We start from the raw sequence: 21,665 nt of genomic DNA on the forward strand, positions 1-21,665 counted from the left end.
GCACAGGCGGCGTAAACAGCCCACTCCTATGGCTCGGGTAGAATGCGTCGCTCATGAATACACGACGTCGATGAAACCCTTCCGTCCCGAACGCGTGCGCTTGATGCACGAGATGCGTGCCACGGTGCGCCTTGCGCTGCCGTTGGTGCTGGCCCAGCTGGCGGCGATCGGCAGCAACGTGATTGACGCCCTGCTGGCCGGACACTTCAGCGCGCACGTGCTTGGCGCGGTGGCGGTGGGTGCCAGCATCTGGTCGCTGGCGATCGTCAGCGGCATCGGCATGATGATGGCGGTGCCACCGTGGGTGGCCCAGCTTGATGGCGCCGGCCGAAGGCTTGAGGTAGGCGCGGTATTCCGCCAGGCGCTATGGCTGGCGTTCGGCATGGGTGTGCTGCTGTGGTTCGCGGTGCGTCATGCCATGCCGTTGATCGAGTTGATCGGTGTTACCCCAAGCCTGCGCCAGGACGTGCAGGCGTTTCTGCTCGCAATCAGCTGGGGAGCGCCTGCACTTACTTGTTACTTCGCGCTGCGTGGTTTGTCCGAGGGGCTGTCGCTGACTCGCCCATCGATGTATTTCAGCCTTGGTGGCTTGGCGCTGCTGGTGCCGCTGGGCTACGTGCTGATGTTCGGCAAGTTCGGTTTGCCGCCGCAGGGCGCGCACGGCTGCGGCATGGCCACGGCCGCCGTGCTGTGGATCGAGATGCTGGGCCTTGGCATCTATGTGCTGCGGCATCCCAACTATCGCGGCCTGGGGCTACTCGATCATTTCGAATGGCCGCACCTGCGGCGGATTGCTGCGCTGGCGCATGTCGGATTGCCGATGGCGGTGACACTGCTGGCCGAGGCCGGGCTGTTCGTCGCTGCCGCACTCATCATCAGCTCGCTGGGCGAGGATGTGATTGCCAGCCATCAGGTGGCGATCAATATTGCTTCGCTGTTTTTCATGATCCCGCTGGGGCTGGCGATGGCGATTACCGTACGGGTCGGCAATGCGGTAGGCCGCGGTGATGCGCGCGGCGTGCGTTACGCGGGGTTTTGCGGCATCGGTTTGACGCTGGGCACGCAGCTGGTTTCGGCCGCGCTGATGCTGAGTCTGCCGCACTTCATCGCCTCGCTGTACACACATGACCCCAAGGTCATTGCGCTGGCGGTACAGCTGATCATGCTGGCCGGACTGTTTCAGTTTTCCGACGGTATCCAGGTGGCATCCAATGGCGCGCTGCGCGGTCTCAAGGACACCCGCGTGCCGATGGCGATCACCCTGTTTGCCTACTGGATGATCGGCATGCCGCTGGGCTGGTGGCTGACGTTTCGGCAGGGCATGGGTGCCCGTGGCATGTGGGTAGGGTTGATCGCCGGCTTGTCAGTCGCCGCGGTGATGTTGTTCGTGCGATTCTGGCGCAGCGCGTGGCGCGAGCGCTGGCAGCATGCCGCAGTGACCGAGCCGGCCTTACCCGCTACGCTTGGCCACTGAGCCCACCGATCATTCATTCCATTACTCCACTCCACACGAGCAGCACGCATGACGCCACCTCTGCCGCCCCGCCGTCCGCGCGGTTTCTGGGCTTTTATCCGCACGTTTGGGCGCGGCATCAATATCGTGCGGTTGGTGATTATCAATCTGCTGTTTTTTAGCTTTCTATTTGTGCTGGTGGTGGCGATTATTGGCATTGCCGCCGGCGGAAGCGCGGGGCGTACATCGCGCACGCTGCAGAACGATAGCGTGCTGGTGCTCAAGCCGCAGGGGCAACTGGTCGAACAGTACAGCATCGATCCGCTGCAACGTACGCTGGACAGTTTCTCGGGCAACGAGCCGAAGCAGGTGCAGGTGCGCGATCTGGTTGGCGCGATCGACGCGGCAGCGAAGGACAAGCGCATCACCCGCATTCTGCTGATGCCGGACGATCTGCAGGGCGGCGGCTTTGCCGCGCTACGGGAGGTCGGCGCAGCGCTGGATCGCTTCCGCGCCAGTGGCAAGCCGGTGATCGCGTGGGCGGTGAACTTTGATCAGAGCCAGTACTACCTAGCCGCGCACGCCGATCGTCTGTTGGTCGATCCGCAGGGCGGCGTGATGCTGACCGGTCTGGCCGATTACCGCCTCTTCTATAAAGGCCTGCTCGACAAACTTGGCGTCGACGTGCATTTGTTCCGTGTCGGTCAGTTCAAGAGTGCTGCCGAGCCGTACATCCTCGAGCAGGCTTCGCCGGAATCGAAGCAGGCGGACAGCTACTGGATGGGCGGCTTGTGGGACGAGTATCTCGCCGAGGTTGGCGCCTTGCGCAAGATTGAGCCAGCCGCGCTGCGCGCCGACATCGACAACCTGCCGCAGACCATCATGAGTACGCAGGGTGATCTGGCCCAGCTGGCCTTGAACGAACACCTGATTGACGGTCTGGCCACACGTGCCGAACTGATTTCGATGCTGCGCAAAGAAGGTGTGCCGGCCGACGACAAGGGTCGCAGCTTCCGCCAGGTCGACCAGACGCGATACCTCGCCAGTCAGTCCAGCACGACCAGCGTATTCGATCCGGGCGTGGCGATCGTGGTGGCCGAAGGCGAGATCGCCAGCGGCAAGCAATCACCGGGTTCGATCGGGGGCGAGTCCACCGCCGCGCTGATCCGCACCGCGCGCGAGGACCGCAAGACCAAGGCGCTGGTGCTGCGCGTCAACTCGCCCGGCGGCGAAGTATTTGCGGCCGAGCAGATCCGTCGCGAAATACAACTGACCCGCGAGGCCGGTATTCCGGTGGTGGTCTCGATGGGCGATGTGGCGGCCAGTGGCGGCTACTGGATCTCGATGAACGCCAACAAGATCTTTGCCGAACCAAACACCATTACCGGTTCGATCGGCATCTTCGGTCTTTATTACTCGATACCCAATACGCTGGCCAAGTTCGGCGTGCAGAGCGATGGTGTGGCGACCGGACCGATGGCCGGCGCGTTCGACATCACCCGCACACTCGACCCGAAAGTCGGCGCAGTGATCCAGGCGATCATCAACAAGGGCTACCACGACTTCGTCGGCAACGTGGCCAAGGCGCGCGGCAAGAGCTACGAGTCGATCGACGCGATTGCGCAGGGTCGCGTGTGGACCGGGCAGCAGGCGCTCGATCGCGGCTTGGTCGATCAGCTGGGAGGGCTGAACAATGCCGTGGCGGATGCCGCCAGTCTCGCGAAGCTGGACGCTGACTATCCTGTCCGTTACGTCGAGCCACCACAGGGCAGCTTCCAGCGTTTTCTGATCGGTCTTAACCAGGGCGCCAGCGTGCGCATTCTGCAGTCGTGGGGTGTACACCTGCCGAGTTGGGTAGCCGAACTGCCGGCGCTGTCACCGGAGCTGCAGCTGCTGCGCAACGCCAAGGCGGGTACGCCCAATATTTACGCTGACTGCCTTTGCAGTCCGCATTAAACCAAAGACTTCAGCGAGAGCGGGTTAACCGCACTCTCGCTGAAAGCCCAGTTATTGCTGCTGCGCTTCGATCTGCTTGCGCTGTTCCTCGGCCTGCTTGTCGACGGTTTTCTGCACGTCCTTCGCACGCTGCTCTTCCGCGCGCATGGCGTCGAACGGCGTAGCGACCGGTGGGGCCTTGGCAATGGGGTCGGGTGGCTTGTTGGAACAGGCGCCAAGGGCAACGACGCAGAGCAAGATCGATAGCAGCTTCATGAGATTTCTCGCGCGTGGTTGAAGTGCCGAGTGTCCTGCCCTGGGCACGCCCGGGCAAGGCGTCGTTCTGATCAGTCATCAAACCGATGCAGCTTTGCAGCGGACGCTTTAAGCTGCTCGCATGAACAGCCGCACCGATGCCTGGCAACTGCAAGGCCACACCGCCCTGATCACTGGTGCCAGCAAGGGCATCGGCTACGCGGCCGCGCGCGAACTGGCCGGGCTCGGTGCCGATCTGCTGCTGGTAGCGCGCGATCCGGATTATCTCGAGCAGGTGATGGTGGAGCTTGCCGATGATTTCCCCGACGTCGAGGTATTGGCCTTCGGCGCCGACCTGACGCAAGCCGAAGAGCGCCTTGCCGTGTTCGACTGGATCGCCGATCTTGGCGCCCCGCTGTCGCTGCTGGTCAACAATGCCGGCGGCAATCAGCCGCTGGCGACGCTGGATTACCGCAGCGACGAATATCGCCAGATATTCGAGCAGAACGTCTTTTCCGCCTTCGAGATGTGTCGGTTGGCGCATCCGCAGCTGGTGCAACATGCGAATGCGGCGATCGTCAACGTCGGTTCGGTTTCCGGCATCACGCATGTGCGTACCGGCTCGGCCTACGGCATGAGCAAGGCGGCATTGCATCAGCTCACACGCAATCTCGCCGCCGAGTGGGCGGTTGATGGCATTCGTGTCAATGCGGTGGCGCCCTGGTACATCCGCACGCAGCGCTCGGAGCCCGCGCTGACAGATGTCGATTATCTGGATGAGGTACTCGATCGCACGCCGCTCAAGCGGATCGGCGAGCCGGAGGAAGTGGCTGCCGCGATCGCCTTCCTGTGCTTACCTGCAGCCAGCTACATCACTGGCCAAGTGTTGGCGGTCGATGGCGGGTTTCTCAATTACGGGTTCTGAGTCCTAGGTCCGATGGTTGCCGTGACGACGCGAAGCAGGAACTCAGGGCCGCTCCGCGGATGCTAGAAATCCGCGACATGCTCTTCGGCAGCGAAACCAAGTGTCACCGCACCTTCGCCGACGTTGACCATGCCGGTGATGCTCATTGGAGCTTCCATCAACTCGACACTGCATTCCTGGCAGGCCGCCTGCAAGCCGGCGTAGCCCGGCAAGGTAGGCAGCAGCCCAAGATCCCCGCCGTAGCTCACGCACATAAAGGGTGCGAGGAGGCCGGCGCGCACCCGTTCGGCGGCATAGGTGAACAGCGTTTCCGCACCGTGATCGAAACCGCGGACTTTGCCGACCGGGCCGGTTTCACCGCGATAGCCACGCAGCAGCGGTTTGATGTCCAGCGCCGAGCCCAGCACCGCACTGAACAAGCTCACGCTGTGGTCGTTCTTTTTCTTGGCGCGCGCGCGCAGGTAATAAAGGTCTCTCGGCAGCATGTAGCCATAGCTGTTATTTGCAATGAAGGTCAGGCGCTCGCGAATAGCGGCGGGATGTTCATTCGCCTCGATCATTCGAGCCGCTTCATATACTGCCGGTGCCGAACCGGCAAAAATGTTGCGCGTGTCGATGACGCGCATCATGAAGGGACCTGGCACCGAGGCGTCTTCCCGGACCTTTCGGTAGTTCTTCAGGATGGCAAAGCTCGCGCGATTCACATGCTCATTGATCGGGCTGCGTGTAGCCATGATCGTGAGGCAAAACACGCAGTCTTGTTCCAGCACCAGCTTGTCCAGGAACAGGTCCTGTATCTCTTCAACCGAGCAGGGCTCTGTTTCTGCGGAGTGGCTGCGGCTGCCAAGACGACGATCGATGAAGCGCTGCATCTCGGCCGGTTCGCGATCGTCCATGAACACTTCGCCATCCACCCGGACGGTGATCGGCATCACGAAGATATTGTGCTGCTGCAAAAAGGCCTGCGACAGATCGCAAGCTGCGTCGATAGCCAGACCCATTCGCATCATGTTTCCCCATCATCAAAGGCAGGCGAAACATAGCATGCCATGTCATGCCGAGAGCGCAGGGGGAATGACCGCTCCGAGGTCGGCCAAGGGCCACAAGTAAATTCAACCCGTTCTGGATTTCAACGATCAGTGGCATGCCGCTCGATCCGCTTTTGCGTGTCCTGTACTTTCAAATTGAAGTCGACGCTACCCCGAGCAGTCGATCAGATGCCTTGGGGAGCGGTGATTCCAAGCAGCTTTGCGTTGCTTAAGCCGCTACCTGAGCCATTGCAACGCGAGTAACCAGTTGCTGCAACAGATGGCGCTATGACGAGACAAGAAGGCTAATAAAAGGTTGTTAAACAAGGCCGTTCATGTACAAAAAATGTTGACAACGCGTAAAATAGGCGTGATAAAGACCCCTCAAAGGTGAATTTTTGTTAAGTGCTAGTTTCGAGCTTTGAGCCTCGCTGATGATCGGGTAATGCGGTGTGCTGGCCGATTCAGGTGTACGAGGTGTTCACGAAACGTTATTTGCCTGTTAGTATCGACTGGAATTTGTAGTTGTGGGTAGGGAATTCATTGGTCTAGGGGAACTTTAGGCCGAGTTGCATTTTTGGGCAGAACGTTTTCTGGCCATAATTAATCGGAGGGTGTCGTAATGAAACTTGGGGTCACAAAACTTTCTTCGTCGGTTCGCCTGGCGCTTTCGTTGGGTGCTGTTATTGCCGGTGGCACTTCTGCCACCGCCTTTGCGCAGGATGCAGCTCCCGCTGCCGCGGATAACGCGGCCCAGCAGAAAGCTGCCAACCTGCAAACCGTAGTGGTTACCGGTTCGCATATCCGCCGCGTCGACGCGGAAACCGCCAGCCCGGTTGTCGTGATTGATCGCGCGGCGATCACGGCAAGCGGTAAAATGACCCTTGGCGATCTGGTGCAGCAACTGCCAGCGCAGACCGGTGGCAACACCAACCCACAGGTCAACAACTCCGGTGGTACTGGTAGCTCAAGCATTGGGTTGCGCGGCCTTGGCCCGAACCGCACGTTGATCCTGGTTGACGGACACCGCGTCGTTAACAAAGACGTCAACTCGATTCCGGCCTCCATGGTCGAGCGCATCGAAGTTTTGACCACTGGTGCTTCGTCCGTGTACGGCTCCGACGCAGTCGGCGGCGTAGTCAACTTTATTCTCCGCAAGGACTATCAGGGCGCAGAGTTCAGCACCAATTACGGTGAGTCCGACCACGACGACGGCGCTCAGAGTGGTTATCGCTTCACGTTTGGCCAGTCCTCGGACAAGGGCAACATCGTCGGTGGCATCGAATACAGCAAGATGGACGGTATCGAAGCCGGCAATCGCAATTATTCCAAAAATGCTGTTTCGCGTTACGGCACCAACGGTACGGGCCCCTCGGCACCGCAACCAGTCTCCAATAACATCGGTGGCTCCAGCTCGGCACCCTACGGTCACATTCAGCTGAAAGGCACGAACTTTGCGAGCGCCTTCCCTGGCTGCCAGAGCGGATACCTTGCCCGTAACGTTGGTGCGGCCGGCACAACTGCTGCCGACTACCACTGCTTCCAGAACAATGGAGCAAACAGTGACAAGTACAACTACGCGACAGTCAATCTGATCACCACTCCGCAGGAGCGCACTGGTGCCTTCGTGCTGGGTAACTACGCACTGACCGACCATGTCACCGCCTACTTCGACGGTTACTACAACAAGACAACGGCCAACTTCGCGCTCGCGCCGGCGGTGCTTACCACCTCTGGTGGTTTTGTTGACTCGGCGGACAGCTACTACAACCCATTTGGTGTGCAGTTTGGCGGCGGCGGCAACTCTTTCAGTGCTCGCTTGTCTGCACTGGGTAACCGACAGGGCTTTTATGGCACGACCACGGGTCAGGTTCATACCGGCCTGAAAGGTGATTTCCAGCTCGGTGAACAGACCTGGCAGTGGGATGCGGGTGTCGACTACGGCCATATCAGCCAGACTGAAGTGATTACGGGTCTGCCAAATGTTACCGAGCTGAATCAGGGCGCTGGCCCATCGATGTTGATTAATGGCGTTGTTACGTGCGTTGGTACTGCAGGTGTTGCGAGTACGGCTATCGCCGGCTGCCTGCCGTTCAACCCATTCAACTTGACTAGCGCAGCCTCGCAGGCCGCCCTGGCCAAGGCGGCTTCTCCGGCTCTTACTCAATCACTGCAGATCGAAAAGACCTATCACGTTGATTTCAACGGCGGCTTGTTCGAGCTGCCGGCAGGTACGGTGCAGTTGGCAATCGGTGCCGACTACCGCAAGGATTATGCGCACAATCAGGTCGACTCCACGGTGCAAATTGACCCAACTACCGGTACCTGCATCCTGGGCAGCCAGTGCAGCTCCGCTCTGCAGGGTGGTTTCAACGTCAAGGAAGGTTACGGCGAAGTCTTCATTCCCGTTCTGAACGACCTACCGTTCGTCAAGTCGTTGAACGTGACCGTTGGCGACCGTTACTCCAAGTTCAACGACTTCGGTACCACCAATAACTTCAAGTTTGCCGTTGAGTGGAAACCCTTCGATGACCTGCTGCTGCGCGGTACGGCAGCAGAAGTGTTCCGTCAGCCGAATCTCACCGAAGTCTATGGTGCGCCGGCAGCCGATGCCCCGAAGATTAGTAGCGATCCCTGCACAGGGTACACCGGTAATCCGGTGAATCCGGCTTGCGTCAACGTACCAACTAACGGCACTTTCACCGACACCTATGTCACCTCGGGTACCCAGGCCAGCGCTATTTTGGCTGGCTCAGCTTACGCCGGCTTCCCGATCAAGCCGGAACATGGCAAGACGTTTGATCTCGGTGCGGTCTACAGCCCTTCATGGGCGCCGGGCTTGTCCACCACGGTTGACGTTTGGCATCTGTACCTGAACGACACCATCACTTCGGTCGGCCTGCAAAGCGTGCTGAATTTGTGCGCCGCCGGACAGACGGTGTACTGCCAGTTCATCTCGCGCTATCCGTCCGGTGCACAGCAAGGGCAGCTGACTGCGGCAAGCATCGAGCCGACGGGTAATCTTGGTACCACCAGTACCGGCGGCATCGACTTCTCGGCAAATTACAAGCTGCCGCAGTTCTCCTTCGGTCAGTTCACGATCGGCGTCAACGCGACCTACCTGAAGTACTACAATCAGCAGACGGCGCCAGGTCTGGCCAGCAACGTTACCTATAACGACGCCGGACACTTCCTGCCCTTCGGTTCGGCTCAGGCAGCAGCTTGCCCGGGCGCTGCGGGTAACTGCTTGTTCCCGCGCTGGCGCGGGCAGGGTTACCTGAACTGGCAGTCGGGCGGTTGGGACGCTTCCTGGCGTATGCGCTACATCGGTCGTTTCCAGATGGGTTCGGCTAGCCCGTCGCAGGACGTGTTCCCGGATGGCCAGTGCTACTACAACGGTTCACCGAACCCGGCTGGTGGCAAGTATGCATGTACCCTTACTGGCCAGAAGCTCAAGTACGGCGCGACCGTCTACAACGACGTCTCGCTGGGCTACAACATCGAAGCGTTGAACACCAAGGTGGAATTCGGTGTGGACAACCTGTTCGACAAGCAGCCGCCGTTCCTGTACGCCAACAACACCCTGAACGCCAATACCGATCCGAGCGATTTCGATCTGGTAGGCCGCTACTTCTGGGGTCGCGTGACGGTCAAGTTCTAAGATAGCTTCATTGGTTTAACATTGAAGGGCCGCGCAACTGTGTTGCGCGGCCCTGTTTTTTTATAACGTGACCCCTAATGTCTTTTGAAAATATCGTCGCAGCTATTCAGTCGGGTAACCTCACCGACGCCGAAACCCTCTCTTCTGCGCAATTGCGGGGTCAGCCGGATAACGAAGACCTGCTGCTGCTTTTGGCGATCAGTCTGCAACTGCAAAAACGGTCTATGGAGGCAACTTCAGTTTATGCGCACCTCACCACGCTATACCCGGAAAACAGCGCACACTGGGCAAACTACGCGACAGCCTTGCGCGAGTCCGGTCGCTTGGAAGAGGCCGAAAATAGTTACGAAATGTCGATCAGGTTGGATCCAGGCAACCCGTTTCCGCGGATACACCTTGGCCTGATGCTTATCGAGCGTCACGACTACGTCGGAGCGAGAGAAGTGCTGCTCGATGCGTTTTATCTGGATAAACGTTCCCCGCTCGCGCGAGTGCATGGCGCTCGCGCCTGTTGTCTTTGCCAGGACTTCACTGGGGCAGAGGATCTTCTGCGGCCGTGGCGCGAATGGCTGCCGCTGAATGACGACGATTTGCAGATCGAGCTGTCTCGTCTGCTCATCTTGTTGAGTTACGCTGATAGTGCGCTGCTTTTGTTGGAGGATCTTGCTCAACGCAATAGCGAGAACTTTGAAGCGAAACTTCTTCTGGCGGGTCTTTACGAAAGGATGAACCGTGTGCATCAGGCAGAGGCGCTTGTCGCCTCGGTAGCCGCCCAGAACGAGCTGGTTGACCAAAACACGCGGCTTGAAGTGAGCCATTCCCTGGCCAAACTCGCCCTACGCAAGGGTGATGCGAGCCATGCTCGAATGCTGCTCGAACAAGTGGGTGAGCGACACGAAAATGATTATGCGCACCATTACGAACTGGCGGAGGCTTACGACAAAACGGCTTCGCCGGAGCTCGCCATGCGTTCTCTGCACAGAGCGCACGAGCTGCATAGTGACGACCTGAAGATCGCCTCGCCCGAGCACTTTTTACCTGATGCACGGGCGATGCCAGCTGAAGTGCCAAGGGTGACACAAGGCATGTTCCTGTCCTGGCCCAAACTCCAGGCGCCGGATGCGCGACATTCGCCAGTGTTCATTGTGGGTTTTCCACGTTCGGGAACGACCTTGCTGGAGCAGATGCTGGATGCGCATCCTGACCTGCAGTCGATGGACGAAAATCCGTTTTTCAACAGACTAAACGACAAGCTGTGGCATCACGATCCGGAAATAACCAAGAATCTTGCGCTTCTGCAGCAACGTGATTGCGACGAATTACGCAAGGCTTATCTGATCATGGTGTCCGAGAAAATTGAGCGCCGTTGGGATGCGCAGCTCGTGGACAAAAATCCGCTGAACATGCTGTGGTTGCCGATCATTACGCGCTTGTTTCCCGAATCCAAATTCATCCTTGCCTTGCGTCATCCATGTGATGTGATTTTAAGCTGCTACATGCAGAATTTTCGCTCCAGTGTGCTCGCATCGGCAAGCGCGAGCCTTTCCCGACTGGCGGCAGCCTATGTGCAAGCCATGGAGCGCTGGCTGGAAGATGTGAAAATATTTCAACCCAACGTTTATCTATCTCGGTACGAAGAGCTGGTCGAAAATTTTCCACAGCAAACGAAACGTCTTGCGCAGTTTCTTGAACTGGAGGACGCCTCGCCGATGCTGAAATTTGACCAACGCGCTCGCGACAAGGGTTATATCGGAACGCCAAGCTACTCTCAGGTAATAGTGCCAGTGAACACCAAGGGTTTGAATCGCTGGCATCGCTATCGGCGAGAATTTGAACCGGTGCTGCCCATACTCGAACCCATGCTTTCACGCTGGGGTTATTCTGCCGACTAGCTTGCAGCCGCCTCGGACGCTCCGTAGAGCAGAAGCAATAGCTTCACGGATAGAGACCGCCAGGCCGCCGATAGATGCCTAATCAAAGCACACAAGTTGGTATCCCAGCTGATACATGGATAACGCCGAGAACCAGTTGAACTTGGATGCTCGCGGCTGCTAAGTGTTTCTCATGACAATCCGTGAAATTCTTGGCGAGAGAGCTCGTCCGAATGCGACTATCGACGTGCCTCGCCAATCACAATATTTGGATCCCGGAAAGGGTTTGGACTATGAACACAGATCGCCTGTGGCAGCGTGCGCAGCGTTATATGGAGGAGGGTCAGCCTGTCGCGGTGCGCATTACTCTTGAAAGTCTGCTGCAGCGAAATCCTTCGCATACCCAGGCACACCTGATTCTCAGCGAAATTGCCTGGACGGATAATCGCGTTCGTGACTCTGCACGGCATGCTTTGGATGCAGCGCGAGAACTTCCCAATGATGCAAGTCTGGTGGCTGACGTTGTCGACATGCTGCTGCGCGCGGGCGAAAACGTGGCAGCGCGCGCTTGTCTGGATACCATTGATCCGACCCTTTTGACGGACAGCGTGCTGCTCGTGCGCCTAGGCGGTCTTCGAACCTTGCTCGGAGAGCATCCAGAATCATTGACTTTCCTCGACCGGGCCCTCGTTTGTGGTGCCTGTGATGCAGACTTTCACTTTCAGCGTGGTCTGGAGCTGACCTACAACGGACGGGTGGAAGAAGCAGAGGCCGAGCACAAAAAAGCGCTTCTCGCCACGCCCACATTCGGTCGCGCCTCGCTTGCATTGGCTCGCTTGCGCAAGCAGTCAGTCGAGTCCAATCACCTGGAGTCTCTTGATCAGCAGCTTGCGAGCGTTGAAGCTGGCACCGAGGACGAGATAGCCGTTGAATTCGCGCGTTACAAGGAATTTGAGGATCTTGCCGAATACGAGATCGCGTGGGGGGCTCTGGTCCGCGGCAACGCCATAAAGTACAGGCAGAAAGGCTACGACGTCAGCTACAGCTGGAACCTGATGCGTGAGCTCACCCAATGCTGCTCGGCAGATCGCCTGACGCCCGAAGATACCTTGTTCGAAGGACCTCAGCCGATTTTTATTGTCGGCATGCCGCGCTCGGGCACGACGCTTCTCGATCGCATACTCGGTAACCACTCCATGGTCACCTCGGCCGGAGAGCTCGATGATTTTGGTCGCCAGCTTCGTTGGGCTGCAGATCATCGAACCACCGTGGACGAACATATGCTTCAGCGTTTGCCGCAGCTCGATTATTCCGAAATTGGCAGACGTTATCTGGCTCAGACGCAATGGCGTGCGCGGGGCAAGATTTTTTTTATCGACAAACTTCCGCGCAACTGGATGTTGGCCGGCATGATTCGGCGCGCGTTGCCGCAGGCGCGTATCCTGAATCTTGTGCGTGATCCCATGGACGTCTGCTTTTCCAACTTCCGCGCACTATTGGGCGATGCATTCAACTACAGCTACGATTTGGATGCACTCGCCCAGCACTACCTGCAGTATCGCCATGTCATGACCCATTGGCATCGTGCGATGCCTGGGGCGATTCTCGACGTAGACTATCGGAATCTGGTGAACGATCCAGAAGAAGTCATCCGCCAGGTATTCTCCTTCTGCGGACTGGAGTGGGAGGCTGGTTGTTCCGACCTCACCCGCAACAAGTCGACCGTTGCCACGTTGAGTATGGCTCAGGTGCGAGAGGCTGTTCACACGCGTTCGTTCCAGGAATGGCGTCCCTACGAAAAGCACCTGGGCAAATTAAAACAGACCGTCATGGCTTGAGGTGAGATCGCGCTTCAAAATGATCAGCCGCAGGAGTGTCCATAGGGACGGTCTTCGCTTTTGGCGGTGATTTCAAGCCAATAACATGCTTGTGCTCGCTCCGGCCGGCCGGATGTTTATGCGTTGAGCGGAATGCGAAGCAACTCAGGCACGTATGGAGCGTAGTGTCGCCAACGCTCAATCGATCGAGTGTGAACGGGTTGGCGCGCTTGCCATAGGCTGGCCGAACTAATGACTTTTGCACGGTTTGGCAGGCTAGCCGTTGCATCAGGCATATTGCTGCCTGTCATACCGAGCCATGAACTCAATAAGCTGATGCAGCTAGCCTGATTGGTGACTAGTTGCTCGTATTGCACGGTACGTATGGATGACGCATAACTTCTTTGCCAATGCGTCATCAAGCGCTTGCAGCCCTGAAGAACCGCAGCGATGTCGGCAAAATCGTAAGAAAAATTCTGCGTGCCGGGAAGGAAGTATTGGGACCACAGAGACACGGTGTTATCTCTGGCATTACGGTGGCAGTAGATGATTTTCGCATTTGGAAAGATCGCGAGAATCAAATCCACACACATGAAGTTGTGTGGCTGTTTGTCGATGTACCAGGTGGCGCTCGGGTCTTCGCTACGCAACTGTTTTTCATAGATCGCGAAGGCTTCCTGGGACCAACCATGTTTACGCTCATCGTCTTGCGCAAAGCGTTGCTCCAGCTGCTGCATCAAGGTGAGCTCGCCGCGATTGGAGACTTTCTGATAGCGTGACAGCAGCTCCGCCAACAACGTTGTACCGGAGCGGGGCATTCCAACAATGAATACAGGGGTCCAGTCTGGCGACTCTGCCGAGCGGCTTGAAAACGACGTGCGACTTATTCTTGCGTCGATACCACGACGCCATAGCTTGCGTGACCAGTTGATCTCCGAATGACAAATGATGTTTGCCTTGCGGAAATGACGCGCTGCGCCCGCGTAGTCTTCTATGTCATCACAGGCTTTACCGAGTGCAAACAATAGCGATGCCCGGGTCTGCTCGTTGATATCCGATCGCCGCAAGCTGGCTTCAAATAGCTCAAAGTCTGGATGACGGCGGTCTTTGTAACGCTGAAGTGTTGCCAGGCCTGTTGCTATGTTCCATTCAAGCGCTCGTTCATTGCCTGCTAGCGCAAACAAATATCTTTGACGTGCCAGTTCAAATTGCCCAAGTTGAGTCAAAAGCGTGGCCGCATAGGCATGAATCCTTGGATCCAGCGAGCCTGCAGCGATCTCGCTTTCGCAGATGGTTACGGCATCTTCCTTGCGACCGCAGTCATCCAGCAATTCAACAACTTGAGTAATTTCCGCGAGGTCGTGGCGCCCGTGTTGAAACCAGGTATGCGCAGTCTCCGTCACGGCGCGCATGGCGCCCGTTGCTTTGAGCACGTGCATGAGTAAAAGGTTGCCAGCGGTATGTGCCGGATGCTGCGTCAGCAGCTGTCGCAACAATTTTTCAGCATCAACCTGTCTGTTCGTTTGGTGGTACATGCCGGCCAGCGAAATCGAAATATCCGTCGCTTCCGAGTGCGCGTTGTGGGCTGCCGACAGTACGCTTATCGCCGCCTGAGTATCGCCCCGGAGTACAAGAGCGCGCGAACAATCCAGCCAGTCTTGGGCGCACGATTCCGTGAGTGTGGTCAGCAATCGTTTGAGCCCAAGCGAAGCCTGACCGCTTTCTACCAGCCGCACATAGTCGGCAAGATAATTGCCACCGACATCGGGTTTAGGCAAAGCGGCCGCGGCTTCACTATGTTTCATCTTCTCGTTCATAAACGTGGTGGGTGATGGCGATACAAAACCACGACCGTCAGGACCTTTTCGTCATAGCTTGGAATTCGCTTCAAGCGCGCTCCGCAATGGGTCAAGCAGGGCTCCGTAGCGATTGGCACGTGCGGTGTCCTGTTGCAGAGGTTGACGAACTTGAGTGGAGCTTGGCGAGCGAACTTCGCGCTGTGTTCGATGAAATTCCAGGCACGCAGTTTCAAACGGTAGATCGCAAAACTCGAGCAACTGACGAATGCTCGTTTCTGGCTGGGCAATGAGATCTTCATAGCTGTGGTCAAGAATACGTGCAGGATGCAGTGCCAGTTCCTGCCGCATGCTCCGGTCGAAGTCACGCCAGAATTTGGCAAGATCATCGAATGTTCGACTGTATTCGTTATTCGCCAGATGCTGGCGATAACACGAAAAACAGGTCTCCAGTGGGTCGCGCCGGCAGCTGATGACGCGCGCCTCAGGCAACATCGCGCTGATGGCGCCCGCATACATCCAGTTGTTGGGCAATTTATCAGTGACTATGGACTTGTTTTTACGCCAGTGAGCGGTGCGCTCCAAGTAGCGTCGGCCAAGCCGTTCCCAGTCCACCGGTGTCATAAGTGGCACCCATCTCGGAAAAGGCGAACCTCTGCGCTGAGATTCCTCAGCTAGTACCAACGGCAGATCAGGTAACTCGCCCGCACCTTCGACCAAGGAGTGGGAAGCAAGAATTTGCTCTACCAGCGTCGAGCCGGAGCGGGGTACGCTGACAATAAAAATAACTCCCGTTCCAAGCGTCGAGGCTGCTGGAGCCAGTGGCGTGGCGAAGGTCTGGTTGATTGCCGATATTCCCGCAGAAAATCCGGCGGCATTCCAGGTCTGTCTATTTCTTGCCACGGCGTTCGCCTCAGCCAGCGCGGCGAGCGAGTCAGCGTAGCGACCAGTGTCATCGAGAGCCTTTGCCAACGCGAAGCCCATAGCGATCAGATCATCATCGCTTGCGCGCGGCTGGCGTATTGCTACCTGCAATTTTTCGATATCGTCGTCGGCAAAGCGCGTCGTCTTGATATCCGCTAGTCCCCACCAGGCCATTCCGCTCCAAGGGCGTTCTGCAAGCACTTTTCGATATTCGACCGCTGCTTCCTCAATATCGCCATGCGTTCGAAGCATGTCGCCAAGCAAAGAGCGCGCTGCCAAGTGATCCGGCGCGAGAGTTACGGCATTCTTGAGCGCCAGGATGGCCTCATCATTACGAACGCACCGCACCAGCATCAGTCCAAGATTGAACCATGCAATGGCAAGACCGGGCTGAAGCTCGCAACAGCGGCGCAGCGCAACAATCGCGCCGTCAAAATCACCCGAGCCTCCCAACAGAGCTCCCATTGTGTTGTGATAAAGCGCATCGTGCGGACGCTGTTGCAAAGCCTGCTGCATGAAGCTCACGGCCTGCTGGTGCCTACCGCGCAGACCGTGAATGCCGGCCTGCATTCGCAGGACTTCCGGATGCTGCGGGTCAGATAATGATGCGGCCGCCAAATGGCGCTCTGCTTCTTCCACACGGCCTGCCTCGAGGGCTTCGCCTGCGATCATGATTTGTGTACGAGCCGATGGCTGGAGTCCTTCGAGGCGAGGATTCATGTTTACTCTTTCATCTTCCGGTAATCGGGGAGCGTGATTCGACTCGGTCACGCAAGCCGATTTCATCATTCCAAAGTGGCGATGCCTTACCGTTGAGACAAGGTTTAGCGTCACCGCGTATTATGCCGAATACGCCAATGGATGCGTTGCCATATCCCGATTTCGCAGATCAGCCCACAGTGAACGCAGCAATGAGTAACGAGTCAGTCCAACAGTTGGCAAACTTCCGCGAAAAGGCTCGGTTTGCCCTTCGCCATGGTGACACTTCTCTCGCCGAGCAATCCTATGCACGTCTGCTGGAAGCATATCCAACGGACATCGAATCGCTGCAGCAGCTCGCCAGCATCCACCTCAGCCGAAGTGAAGTCCTCAAGGCCATCGAGCTATTGGACCGGGCGCAACGAGCCCACCCGAACGATCCACATACGCTGCACCAGCTGGGTACGGCGAAAATGACGGCAGGAGATACCCGCGGTGCAGTTGCCGACCTAAGAAAAGGGCTTGCGCTTGCTCCAAACATGTTTGTGGCACGTTTACGTCTTTCCATCATGCTGGACCAGCTCGGCGAAACGCACGATGCGCTGATCGCCTGTTTCAATGCGATCAATGTGGCGCAGGCGCAGGGCCGATGGCTCAGCGACGAAACCACAGCGCCTGAATTGCGCGATGTGGTTAAACGTGCCATCCAGTACGTCCGCCTTGGCCGGCGTAGCCTCTTTGATGGAATTCTTGAGCCGCTCTACCAGCGCTACGGGCGTTCGGAGATGGAACGTGTCGAGCGCTGTTTGGCCATCTATTTGGGCGAACAGGCAGCCGACATTCCGGATGCGCGCCAGCAGCCCAAATTTCTTTATTTCCCCGGTATACCCAGCCAGCCATATTATCCACGGGAGCGTTTTCCTTGGATGGCCTCGCTGGAGGCCGGAACGGCCTCCATTCGCGAAGAGCTTCTCGACGTGCTGTCGCAGTCACAAAATCTGGAGTCCTTTTTACAAACAGATTCTCCGCAGGATGCGGCTGAACTGCTCAAATCCTCAAATAGCCAAGACCCGGCCTGGAATGCTTATTTCTTCCATCGCCATGGCAAGCGCTTTGACGAGCGCTGTTTGAAATGTCCGCGTACCGCCAACCTGCTCGATACATTGCCTTTGGCGTATGTACGCGAGCACTCTCCGGAGACTCTGTTTTCGGTATTGAGTCCGGGTACCCATATTCTTCCGCACCATGGCGTAACCAATACGAGGCTGGTCACGCATCTGCCACTGATCGTGCCATCCGAGTGTGCGTTGCGCGTTGGCGGAGAAACCCATGTCTGGGAGGAGGGTCGCTGCATCACCTTCGACGACACGTTTGAGCACGAGGCCTGGAACAATAGTGCAGAAACGCGGGTTGTGCTGATTGTCGACTCCTGGAATCCTGATCTTAGCGAAGCAGAGCGAGCCGCAGTCGCCGAGCTGGTCGGCGCCATTGGCGATTTCAACCGGGCGTCTGAAGTGCACACACCACGCAACTAAACATCGTATTGCCGCCTAAATCACTTCGCCGAGGCACATCGCGTGCCTTGGTGTGTTTCGTCATGTGACAAAAGGTTTTTGTACGTCGTCGCGATTTTCTCGCGCCCCAAGTCTAGTCGAAGCGCAATATAATTTGATTATTCGCAACATATAGCGGTTTCGCATTATTTTTTCAGCTTCGGCAACGAATGCTAGGCAGTACAACGATTTTCAAACCCCTCTGACTCGCGCAAATAAATACGCGGTTTATACTGTTGACTTTTTGTTATTTAGCGGCCTATTGTCGAGTTAGGGTAATTGCTGCAATTGCGTTAAAGCCTGCTTGCCGCTTACGAAAAGCGGCTCTTCCTTTTGTTTTTTGGGAATCGTGACGTTTCTGGCAGGGGTGCCAATCATTGGTAGCTATGAACGGAAGCCTTTACTACCGCTAATTGCTTCACTGCGTAGAGATGACTTCACGTCTTTTTAGGGTTGAATTTCTTGCCGCTGGGGATCTATTTTGATGAATGTTAAAAAGCTTGCAATCGCGTCTAAAGGGACGAGTGGGCGACGGAACGGCGCGCCCGTTCGTCGTACCGCGTTGGCAATGGCTGTTGCCATGGGGTTTGGTCTTTCTGGGCAGGTGCTTGCACAGGCCACGACCGGTTCGGTGTTCGGCACCGCTCCGGTGGCTGCCGGTGAAACGGTAAGGGTGGTCAGCAACCAGACTGGTCTCACGCGCGAAGTGGCGGTTGGTAGCGATGGCCGCTATGGCGCCAACCAGTTGCCAGTGGGCGAGTACACCGTGTCGCTGATGCAGAGCGGCAAAGCGGTGGCTACGCACGACCATGTGCAGGTGAGCGTGTCTGGTGGCACGTCGGTGCCGTTTGTCGCTTCCGAGGTCAGCAGCAGCGTCAACGCGCAGAATCTCGCCGGCGTCACGGTTTCGGCGAACGCGCTGCCTCCGATCGACGTGTCCTCCACCCGGCAGACCCAGGTGATCACCGCGGAGCAATTGAAGACTCTGCCGCTAGCTCACAGCGCTGAAGACATTGCGCTGCTGTCCCCCGGCGTGAACGGCGGTCCCGCCAGCCTCGGTAAGGGGCCGACCGGTACGCCGCTGGTTTCCATGGGCGGCAACAGCGTCGTGGAAAACGCCTATTACCTCAACGGTTTCAACACCACCGATCCGATCGGTGGTGCGGGCGGCATTGCGCTGCCGTACTTCGCTATTGCCGAGCAGCAGACCATCACTTCCGGTTATGGTCCTGAATACGGTCGTTCGACCGGTGGCGTGATCAGCCAGATCGGCCAGCGCGGCAGCAACGACTTCCATGCCGGTGTGTACGTGTCCTGGCAACCGTCCTGGGCCGAAAGCAACACCGACAACATCCATTACAGCAATCCGCTGACGCCGGTCGGCTCTCCTGGGCTGACCGGCAGCCAAGGCAGCACGGCATACGCTCCCGGCTACGGCCAGATCCAAACGGGCAACAAGCAGAACAGCGACTGGGAGACGGTGTATGACGCCTACCTCAGTGGCCCGCTGATCAAGGACACGCTGTTCTTCTACATCACGGCCGAATGGCAGCATGACAGCAACCAGTTCGGCTACGACACGCCGGGCAAAAACGGTATCAATAATGGCTATACGTCGCCGTCGGGTTACTATGATTCGTCGGCTGAATTAAAGCCAAAGCTGTATGGCAAGTTGGACTGGAACATCAACGACAGCAACGTACTGGAGTTTACGGGCGTCCAGACCCAGGATCAGCAGACCACCAACAACTACTACAATTACGACTACACAAACCAGACCGTCGGCTCCCTGTACGCCCCGGGCGTGACGACCAAGAACACCTTTAAAGTCGGCATCCTCAAGTACACCTCGTACATTACCGACAATCTCACGCTTGAAATGCAGTACGGCGTGATGACGGGGCAGTACTACAGCGCCTATGCTGGTGGGGATGCTGCGCCGGTGACATTTGGTCCCGGGGTGGTTGTGCCGCCGGGCGTTACTCCCGCGAACCTGGTTGATACACAGATTGGCCAACCGGATCACCAAACCAAGACGGCCAATCTGCGCGTCGACCTTGATTGGAAGGTCACGCCCGACCATGACGTCAAGTTCGGTATCGACAACGTTCAGTACCGTGACGACAACGACGGTATTGAGAGCCTTGGTGGCGGTACCTATTCCTACACCAACGGATTGCCGATTTACGCCACAACAGCGCCTTACGTCAATACCCCTGTTCCCGGCAATTACGTCTCGCAGGCTCTGTACGATGCGGACGTCAATCTGGCTGTCCGCCAGAAGGCACAGTATGTGGAAGACCGCTGGCAAGTCACGCCCAACCTGTTGCTTGACCTTGGCGTGCGCAACGATCAGTTCGAAAACCTCGGCCCCGCCGGTGTTGCCTACGTGAAGGAAACCAGCCCGCAATGGGCGCCGCGCCTGGGCTTCAGCTGGGACGTGTTTGGCGATAGCACAATGAAGGTCTTCGGTAACGCAGGGCGGTACTACCTGGCGTTGCCGACGGGTCTGGCCACACGTAACTCGGCCTTTGGCACGATTAACGGTGAAGTCACCTATACCTACACAGGCATCAGTGCGAATGGTATTCCGACGGGGCTGACCCCTGTACCCGTAGTCTTGGCCAAGGGTGTGACGATACCAGGGTTCTACTCACCGGATGGTGAGAATGGCGTCCCTCAAAACATCAAGGACTATGCTTCGACCAACCTCAAGCCGGAGTATCAGGACGAATACGTGCTGGGCTTCCAGAAGCTGCTCGGCGATACCGGTTTGGTGTTCGGCACGCAGGCGACCTATGAGAAGACCGGCAACTTCATCGACGACACCGATCTCAACGATCCTTACGGCTGCGCTGCTGGTCTGGTCAACCCGGGCAAGACCAACTACATCCCGTGCCCAGGGGCACCCGGTGGCGTGGTTACCTGGAATCCAACCACAGGGGCTGGGGTTCAGCCAGGATCTTACCTTACCGCGTTCACGGAGCAGCCTGCGCGCAAGTACTACGCTCTGGAAACCTATCTGGAACACACCTGGGACGGCAAATGGTTCGGCAAGATCGACTACGTGTTCTCCAAGTCGTACGGTAACGACGAAGGCCCGACCAATACCGCTCTTGGGCAGATCACGAACCAGAAGAGTGCCAATTTTTCCGGTTCGACCACGGCGTCTTGGGATTTCCCCGACATCATGGCAAATTCCAACGGTGATCTGGCCAATGACCATCGCCACACCATCAAGGCTTTCGGCTCGTATGCCATTACGCCCGAGTGGATGGCCTCCGCTACCCTCATCGTGCAGTCGGGGGCACCGAACATCTGCTTGAGCGGTTACGGTCCCACGCTTGATCCGGATCTGTATGGCGGCGCCTATCAGCACTTCTGCGGTGGCGTGCCGAGCGGCAACTCGCTTGTTCCAGATCCCAACAATCCGGGCCAATTCCTGGCTTATGGCGGCTTGCCGTCTGCCCCAGGCGACAGTGGCCGCACGCCCTGGACCCACCAGCTCAACCTGAGCCTGACGTACGTGCCGGACTGGGCGCACAAGCACCTCACCCTGCAGGCGGAAGTGCACAACGTGTTCAACGAGCAGAAACCGACGCTCTACTACAGCCCTTATGTCGAATATCAGGGTTCAACGGGTTACTACGACCCGCTCTACAAGACCCCGATTTCGCTGGAAACGCCGCGCTATGTGACCTTCAACGCGAAGTACGACTTCTAATCCACACTCTCGCCAACCTCATGC

Annotated in this window: 12 protein-coding genes; 8 read left to right on the plus strand and 4 right to left on the minus strand. The window is 57.5% G+C overall.

The window, feature by feature from the left end:
- Positions 1 to 70: 70 nt before the first annotated feature.
- Both HDE79_RS02910 and sppA read left to right on the plus strand, forming a co-directional pair.
- Positions 71 to 1,474 (plus strand): MATE family efflux transporter, encoded by a 1,404-nt coding sequence (locus HDE79_RS02910; protein ID WP_184600413.1) that lies wholly within the window; start codon positions 71 to 73, stop codon positions 1,472 to 1,474.
- A 48-nt stretch (positions 1,475 to 1,522) separates the two neighbouring features.
- On the plus strand, positions 1,523 to 3,409 hold the full coding sequence (sppA, locus tag HDE79_RS02915; protein WP_184600414.1) for a signal peptide peptidase SppA: 1,887 nt from the start codon (positions 1,523 to 1,525) through the stop codon (positions 3,407 to 3,409).
- Between the two features lie 51 nt (positions 3,410 to 3,460).
- Here sppA and HDE79_RS02920 read toward each other — a convergent pair whose 3' ends face one another.
- Positions 3,461 to 3,664 (minus strand): hypothetical protein, encoded by a 204-nt coding sequence (locus HDE79_RS02920; protein WP_184600415.1) that lies wholly within the window; start codon positions 3,662 to 3,664, stop codon positions 3,461 to 3,463.
- A 121-nt stretch (positions 3,665 to 3,785) separates the two neighbouring features.
- Here HDE79_RS02920 and HDE79_RS02925 point away from each other — a divergent pair, with 121 nt between their 5' ends.
- Positions 3,786 to 4,568, plus strand: a complete 783-nt coding sequence (locus HDE79_RS02925) for an SDR family oxidoreductase (RefSeq protein WP_184600416.1) — start codon at positions 3,786 to 3,788, stop codon at positions 4,566 to 4,568.
- A 62-nt stretch (positions 4,569 to 4,630) separates the two neighbouring features.
- On the opposite strand, the gene HDE79_RS02930 is transcribed toward HDE79_RS02925, so the two are convergent.
- Positions 4,631 to 5,575, minus strand: coding sequence for a DegV family protein (locus HDE79_RS02930; RefSeq protein ID WP_184600417.1), 945 nt, complete (start codon positions 5,573 to 5,575; stop codon positions 4,631 to 4,633).
- 643 nt (positions 5,576 to 6,218) lie between these two features.
- On the opposite strand from HDE79_RS02930, the gene HDE79_RS02935 reads away from it, so the two are divergent.
- The 3 genes from HDE79_RS02935 (at position 6,219) to HDE79_RS02945 (ending at position 12,966) form a co-directional block, all read left to right on the plus strand.
- On the plus strand, positions 6,219 to 9,257 hold the full coding sequence (locus HDE79_RS02935) for a TonB-dependent receptor (RefSeq protein ID WP_184600418.1): 3,039 nt from the start codon (positions 6,219 to 6,221) through the stop codon (positions 9,255 to 9,257).
- Between the two features lie 77 nt (positions 9,258 to 9,334).
- A complete protein-coding gene (locus HDE79_RS02940) occupies positions 9,335 to 11,149 on the plus strand; it encodes a tetratricopeptide repeat-containing sulfotransferase family protein (protein ID WP_184600419.1) in 1,815 nt (604 codons plus the stop codon).
- A 272-nt stretch (positions 11,150 to 11,421) separates the two neighbouring features.
- A complete protein-coding gene (locus HDE79_RS02945) occupies positions 11,422 to 12,966 on the plus strand; it encodes a sulfotransferase (protein WP_184600420.1) in 1,545 nt (514 codons plus the stop codon).
- 116 nt (positions 12,967 to 13,082) lie between these two features.
- On the opposite strand, the gene HDE79_RS02950 is transcribed toward HDE79_RS02945, so the two are convergent.
- Both HDE79_RS02950 and HDE79_RS02955 read right to left on the minus strand, forming a co-directional pair.
- The gene (locus HDE79_RS02950) at positions 13,083 to 14,762 is read right to left on the minus strand and encodes a sulfotransferase (RefSeq protein ID WP_184600421.1); all 1,680 of its coding nucleotides are present in this window, start codon (positions 14,760 to 14,762) and stop codon (positions 13,083 to 13,085) included.
- A gap of 51 nt (positions 14,763 to 14,813) precedes the next feature.
- Positions 14,814 to 16,385 carry a tetratricopeptide repeat-containing sulfotransferase family protein gene (locus tag HDE79_RS02955; protein WP_255488218.1) on the minus strand — a complete coding sequence of 524 codons (1,572 nt, stop codon included), beginning with the start codon at positions 16,383 to 16,385 and terminating at the stop codon, positions 14,814 to 14,816.
- A gap of 137 nt (positions 16,386 to 16,522) precedes the next feature.
- Between HDE79_RS02955 and HDE79_RS02960 the strand changes: the two genes are divergently transcribed.
- Positions 16,523 to 17,899 carry an aspartyl/asparaginyl beta-hydroxylase domain-containing protein gene (locus HDE79_RS02960; RefSeq protein WP_255488219.1) on the plus strand — a complete coding sequence of 459 codons (1,377 nt, stop codon included), beginning with the start codon at positions 16,523 to 16,525 and terminating at the stop codon, positions 17,897 to 17,899.
- Positions 17,900 to 18,485: 586 nt separating this feature from the next.
- A complete protein-coding gene (locus HDE79_RS02965; protein ID WP_184600422.1) occupies positions 18,486 to 21,641 on the plus strand; it encodes a TonB-dependent receptor plug domain-containing protein in 3,156 nt (1,051 codons plus the stop codon).
- Positions 21,642 to 21,665 lie beyond the last annotated feature (24 nt).

This window comes from Rhodanobacter sp. MP1X3 (assembly GCF_014207165.1).
GTDB lineage: Bacteria > Pseudomonadota > Gammaproteobacteria > Xanthomonadales > Rhodanobacteraceae > Rhodanobacter.

What these genes read in the sequence shown, in the direction of transcription:
- HDE79_RS02910 (WP_184600413.1), top strand. Translation starts at nt 71, where the DNA reads ATGAAACCCTTCCGTCCCGAACGCGTGCGCTTGATGCACGAGATGCGT.
- sppA (WP_184600414.1), top strand. Translation starts at nt 1,523, where the DNA reads ATGACGCCACCTCTGCCGCCCCGCCGTCCGCGCGGTTTCTGGGCTTTT.
- HDE79_RS02920 (WP_184600415.1), bottom strand. Translation starts at nt 3,664, where the DNA reads ATGAAGCTGCTATCGATCTTGCTCTGCGTCGTTGCCCTTGGCGCCTGT.
- HDE79_RS02925 (WP_184600416.1), top strand. Translation starts at nt 3,786, where the DNA reads ATGAACAGCCGCACCGATGCCTGGCAACTGCAAGGCCACACCGCCCTG.
- HDE79_RS02930 (WP_184600417.1), bottom strand. Translation starts at nt 5,575, where the DNA reads ATGCGAATGGGTCTGGCTATCGACGCAGCTTGCGATCTGTCGCAGGCC.
- HDE79_RS02935 (WP_184600418.1), top strand. Translation starts at nt 6,219, where the DNA reads ATGAAACTTGGGGTCACAAAACTTTCTTCGTCGGTTCGCCTGGCGCTT.
- HDE79_RS02940 (WP_184600419.1), top strand. Translation starts at nt 9,335, where the DNA reads ATGTCTTTTGAAAATATCGTCGCAGCTATTCAGTCGGGTAACCTCACC.
- HDE79_RS02945 (WP_184600420.1), top strand. Translation starts at nt 11,422, where the DNA reads ATGAACACAGATCGCCTGTGGCAGCGTGCGCAGCGTTATATGGAGGAG.
- HDE79_RS02950 (WP_184600421.1), bottom strand. Translation starts at nt 14,762, where the DNA reads ATGAACGAGAAGATGAAACATAGTGAAGCCGCGGCCGCTTTGCCTAAA.
- HDE79_RS02955 (WP_255488218.1), bottom strand. Translation starts at nt 16,385, where the DNA reads ATGAATCCTCGCCTCGAAGGACTCCAGCCATCGGCTCGTACACAAATC.
- HDE79_RS02960 (WP_255488219.1), top strand. Translation starts at nt 16,523, where the DNA reads ATGGATGCGTTGCCATATCCCGATTTCGCAGATCAGCCCACAGTGAAC.
- HDE79_RS02965 (WP_184600422.1), top strand. Translation starts at nt 18,486, where the DNA reads ATGGCTGTTGCCATGGGGTTTGGTCTTTCTGGGCAGGTGCTTGCACAG.